We start from the raw sequence: 5539 nt of genomic DNA on the forward strand, positions 1-5539 counted from the left end.
GGGGTAGCACCAACAAAACGCGAATTTCGTACGCTAAGCAATTTTTCACATAGAAAAAGCCGATTTTCTGTACGCTAAGGGATAATCGGCTTTTTACTATTAATTTGTTTGTAGTGGTCGAAGAGATTCTAAAGGTGCAATTTCTTTCTTATTAAATCGGTATTCTCCTAGGAAATTAATATGTTCCCATCCTAATGGAGAAATATGTTTTAATAGCTCTTCATCAAATTTTTCTTTTTTCTTCAAAACTTTTATTGCTTCACTTAAATAAACTGTATTCCATACATTAATCGCATTAATTAAAAGGTTTAGTGCGCTACTTCTTTGAAGCTGATCTTGTAGCGCTCGTTCTCGTAATTCACCATGTTTCCCAAAGAAAATCGCTCGAGCTAGTGCATTCATAGCCTCTCCTTTATTCAATCCTCGTTGGATACGCCTACGCATTGTTTTATCTGAAAGGTAATCTAAAATAAAAATTGTTTTCTCAATTCTTCCTATTTCTCTTAAAGCTTTTGCTACTTTATTTTGACGAGTATAAGACCCTAATTTCCCCATAATTAATGCACCCGATACTTTACCTTCTCGGATAGAATGAGTTAACCGTAAAACATCATCATAATTATCATAAATTAACTTCATATTAATTTGTCCCCGTATTAAAGCTTCAATATTTGAGAATTCTTTAGGGGAACCTATTGTATACAATTTAGAAGTGGCTAAATCGCGTAAGCGAGGTGCAAATCGAAACCCTAATAAATGAGCCAAGCCAAAGACTTGGTCTGTATAACCAGCTGTATCTGTGTAGTGCTCTTCGATAACTAAATCGGATTCATGGTGTAATAATCCATCGATAACATGCACAGCATCCCTAGCATTTGTGTTAATCACTTTTGTATAAAAAGAAGAAAATTGATCACTTACGAATCGATAAATGGTTGCTCCTTTTCCTGTCCCATAGTGTGGGTTGAAACTAGCACTGAGAGAAGATACCCCAATTTGAACTCTCATTCCATCTGATGATGAAGTAGTTCCATCTCCCCAATAAGAGGATAAAGGAATTTTATGCTGAAAGTTTACGAGTATGGATTGAGCCCTTTGAAAAGCATCATCATACATTCGCCACTGGCTAGCATGAGCTAACTGATGATAGGAGATACCTGGAGTAGCATCAGCCATTTTAGTTAGACCAATGTTAGTTCCCATCGCCATCATTGCAGCGAGGGATATAATAATTTCATCGCCTTTAGGCGGTTTATTTGTTGATGCGTGAATCAGTTGCTGTTCAAATTCAGTCCAATTCGATACTTCTAACAGCAAATCTGTTAGTTTGATACGTGGTAACATATTGTATAGCTTAGCGCTTAATTTCTTGGCGTCTTCTGGGACATCTCGTTCTAAACGATGAATACGTAAACTGCCCTTTTCTAAATCTACGCCTTCTAAAGAATTTACATTCTCTGAAAAACATTGAATTCGATGTAAAAGGGTTTCAGTGCGCTCTTTTATGTACTCCTCTACTTGAACCGGAACTGCTAATCTGGTACCAGTATCCTTACTCTCTGTCCATTCTTGTTGTGAAACAAGGTATTCATCAAAGTCTTTATGTTGTCTACTTCCTACAATAGATATATCTCCTGAACGTACATAATTTCGAAGTTCAGTAAATGCAGCCAATTCATAAAAATGCCGATTAATACTTCCATCTTCATCATATACATATCTTTCCCAACGTTTAGAAACAAAGCCTAATGGAGCACCTTCTGAGACTTTTCGTTTTCCAGATTCATTTAACTCATGAATAGTATCTAAAGCTAATAAAACTGGGTTCGCATACTTGGTAGAGCGAAATTCTAAAGCTCTGAGTAATGTTGGCGTATACTTACGTAAATAATTATAACGACTTTCTAATAAATCAAGATAATCATAATTCATAGGGCGAGATAATTTTTTGGCCTCTTCTACAGAAGCCAAAAATGTTTCCCAAGGCATAACAGTTTCTAATAATAAAAATGGATCTAAATTTTCTTGTCTAGCTTTAATTAAAGCCGTTCCTAAATTCGCGTAATGATTAATTTTTTCATTAACTGATTTTCCATTCTGTTTTTGAATTTCTTCTTGCTGTTTTCTTCCTTTTAGTTGAAGATTCATGATTTGTTTATCATGAATCTCAAATGCTTGATCAACCAAGTCTTGTGTTAAATCTATTAAATATGCAATCATGATTGCATACTTTTTGGTACTGTGAAATCGTCGGAACGAGAAGGGTTCATACCTTACTCCTATTCGAGATAATTGTCGTATTCGATTTGGATGTAAACCTTTGGTGTCAAGCTTTAATGTCAATCTTCTTATGTAATCTAAGCGTTCAATTACTTTTAGAAATGCATCAGGAGAAAATTGGCCAGGTATTTCTCTTAGCCACGATAAATAAGTTTTTGAAGTATTAGGCATTGGATGGAGTAGTCTATCTAACTTTTCTTGTTGCGAAGAAGTCAAAGAGGAGGTTAGTACTTTAAAAATCTTTTCTTCTGTGCGCTTACGTACTTCCCATACAGCTCGTTCTATTGTTGGTATTGCAGGTAAAATAATTTTCTCTTTTCGTAGTTCTTGTAATGCAGTTTGAATCAGATACATTGTATTTCCATTTTCTAATGCATATGGTTGTAGAAATTTAGAAATCCTTCGATAATCACGAATAGTAAAGTTACGATATCCATATTCTTTACGTATTTCTTCTAAGTGCTCTCGCCTAGTAGGTTCTCGTTTTGCATATGCTTCATAGACCATGTAGTCGACACCAATTTGTTTAGCAACAAACTTTAAGAGTCCTTCAGGAATTGCTGGCATATTCGTAACAGTACATCCAGGATATCTTAAGATACAGAGCTGAACAGCAAATCCTAAGCGATTGTGATCTCTACGATGTTGATTAATGATTTCAAGATCCTCTGTAGAAAATGTGTAATGCAGTGCTAGCTCATGTTCTGTTTCAACAGAAATATGTAATAGTTCTTCCCTTTGTACAGGCGTGAGAAGTTCTTTTCCTCTCATAACATTTCCTCCATTTATAAAAGTAATGAGGTTACTTGTTAATGTATCGATACAATGTTGTTTTACTTAGACCAGTAGCCTCTGTAATTTGTTTAATGCTATATTCTTTACTTTGATACATTTTAAGAGCCATTTCTACCTTATCTGTATGTTTTTGTGGTCTTCCTCCTTTTTTTCCACGAGCTCTAGCCGCATTTAATCCTGTTTTGGTACGTTCGCTAATAATATCTCTTTCTAATTCTGCAATACTTGCCATCATTCGAAAGAAGAATTTCCCCATAGCATTAGATGTATCAATGTTGTCATGAATAGAAATAAAATCTACACCTAGTTCTTTGAATTTTTCACTTAACTCAATTAGATGTTTTGTAGAGCGAGAAATTCGATCAAGTTTGTAAACAACTATCTTATCGCCTTTACGTAATACCTTTAACAGCTCTTCGAGCTGAAGACGATCTTTTTTTATTCCTGTCATTTTCTCTTGATATAGCTTATCTATACCATATTGTTGCAAAGCATCTATTTGCATATCGAGATTTTGTTCTTCTGTGCTGACACGAGCATAACCAAAAATCAAATTGTTTCACTTCCTATCTAAATATATCTATTAAAATAGTACCAAAAACCTAGTTGAATTAAAATAAGGAACTTTGTTTTTGGATATGAGTTTTGGTACTTAATATGGATAGTTTTTAAACGCTTTTGTTAAAAAATAACCAAGTCCCATAAACGGTCGTTTTTGGTGCTGTTATTTATGCATCCGGCAAGAAAATTTGTATCATACAATTAATTCAGAATTTAAATAAAATATAATAAAATGTTAAACTGAAAAGGTAGAATAATTATTGAAGAGGTGTTTATTTTGAAGCTAAAAGAAATAGCAAGTCTATTTTTGGTTAAAAAGACCGTTGGGGACATGGATACAGAAATTACAGGTTTACAAATGGATTCTAGAAAAATAGAAAAAGGAAATTTATTTATATGTGTATCAAGTATTAAAGGGTTTCTTGAGGATAGGCATCATTTTGCTGAAGATGCAGTGAAAAACGGAGCGGTAGCATTAATTGTAGAAAGAGACGTAAACATCAATGTTCCTAAAATATTTGTTAAGAATGCACGATATGCTATGGCTGTTATTGCCTCGCACTTTTATGGATACCCATCTGATGAAATGAAACTAATTGGAATTACAGGAACAAACGGTAAGACAACAACTTCGTATTTGCTTGAGAAAATTTTGGCTGACTATGGACTTCAAACAGGTCTCATGGGGAATAACGGAATAAAAATTGGTGCAGAATTGTATCCCACTGATATAAACACTCAAGAGCCGCCAATTCTTCAGCGAAATTTACGAGCAATGAAAGATCATCAGACAGAGTATTGTGTTATGGAAGTTACATCACAAGGTTTAGATATGGATAGAGTTATGGGGTGCAATTTTAAAACTGCTGTTTTTACAAACTTAACTCAAGATCATTTAGATTATCACGGAACATTTGAAGAGTATAAGTATACAAAAGGTCTTTTTTTCTCAAGACTTGGGAATGAATTTTCTTCCATAGATAAAAAATTTGCTGTTCTTAATGCAGATGATCAGTCAGTAGATTATTTTCAAAAGTTAACTTCCGCTGAAGTTATTACATACGGAATAAATAATGAAGCTGATGTTAAAGCAAAGAATATAGCTTTAAGTCCAAAAGGTATTCGATTTTTAGTTTCTTCTTTTAATGGGGAATTAGAAATTACTCTCAACTTAGTTGGACGATTTAATGTTTATAATGCATTGGCAGCAATAACAACTTCATTGATTGAAGGCATTCCACTTGAGGATATTAGTAACAGCCTATCTAGTATAAAAAGCGTCGAAGGTAGAATGGAACTCGTGGATGAAGGCCAAGATTTTCTCTTATTAGTTGATTATGCTCATACACCTGATGCATTAGAAAATGTACTGTCTACAATAAGTGAATTTTCAAAAGGTAAAATTATCACTGTTTTTGGCTGTGGAGGAGATAGAGACTCAAAAAAACGACCTGTAATGGGGGAAATTGCTTGTAGCTACAGTGATTTTGTATTTGTAACCTCTGATAATCCGCGTTCTGAAGATCCTTTGACAATTATTAAAGATATTGAAAAAGGTATGTTGAAATTTAACAATTCAAAGTATAAATTAGAGGTTAATCGTGAGGAGGCTATAAATAAAGCTATACAAATGGCTTCATCCAATGACATTGTTCTCATTGCAGGTAAAGGTCATGAAACTTATCAAATTTTAAAGGATAAAACAATACATTTTGATGATAAAGAAAAAGCCCAAAAAGCTATTTTAAATAACAAATAATTCATGAACATAATTTAACTAACAATATATAAAGTTTAATATATACTATAAAAAAGCTGATTATTCCTTTGATACAGGAAAACAGCTTTTTTCCTGTGAAAAATCTCTTAGCGTACGAAATTCGCGTTTTGTTGGTGCTACCCC

At 33.7% G+C, this 5539-nt stretch carries 3 protein-coding genes; 1 reads left to right on the top strand and 2 read right to left on the bottom strand.

The features are described 5' to 3' along the window. Positions 1–99 precede the first annotated feature (99 nt). Complete coding sequence (locus PDQ33_RS28015) at positions 100–3051, bottom strand: Tn3 family transposase (RefSeq protein WP_270757047.1); 2952 nt, start codon at positions 3049–3051, stop codon at positions 100–102. 31 nt (positions 3052–3082) lie between these two features. After that, the gene (locus PDQ33_RS28020) at positions 3083–3628 is read right to left on the bottom strand and encodes a recombinase family protein (protein ID WP_021727981.1); all 546 of its coding nucleotides are present in this window, start codon (positions 3626–3628) and stop codon (positions 3083–3085) included. A gap of 285 nt (positions 3629–3913) precedes the next feature. On the opposite strand from PDQ33_RS28020, the gene PDQ33_RS28025 reads away from it, so the two are divergent. Beyond that, positions 3914–5395, top strand: coding sequence for a UDP-N-acetylmuramoyl-L-alanyl-D-glutamate--2,6-diaminopimelate ligase (locus PDQ33_RS28025; RefSeq protein WP_270394309.1), 1482 nt, complete (start codon positions 3914–3916; stop codon positions 5393–5395). Positions 5396–5539: the final 144 nt, after the last annotated feature.

Source organism: Bacillus cereus group sp. Bc031, assembly GCF_027716265.1.
GTDB lineage: Bacteria > Bacillota > Bacilli > Bacillales > Bacillaceae_G > Bacillus_A > Bacillus_A paranthracis.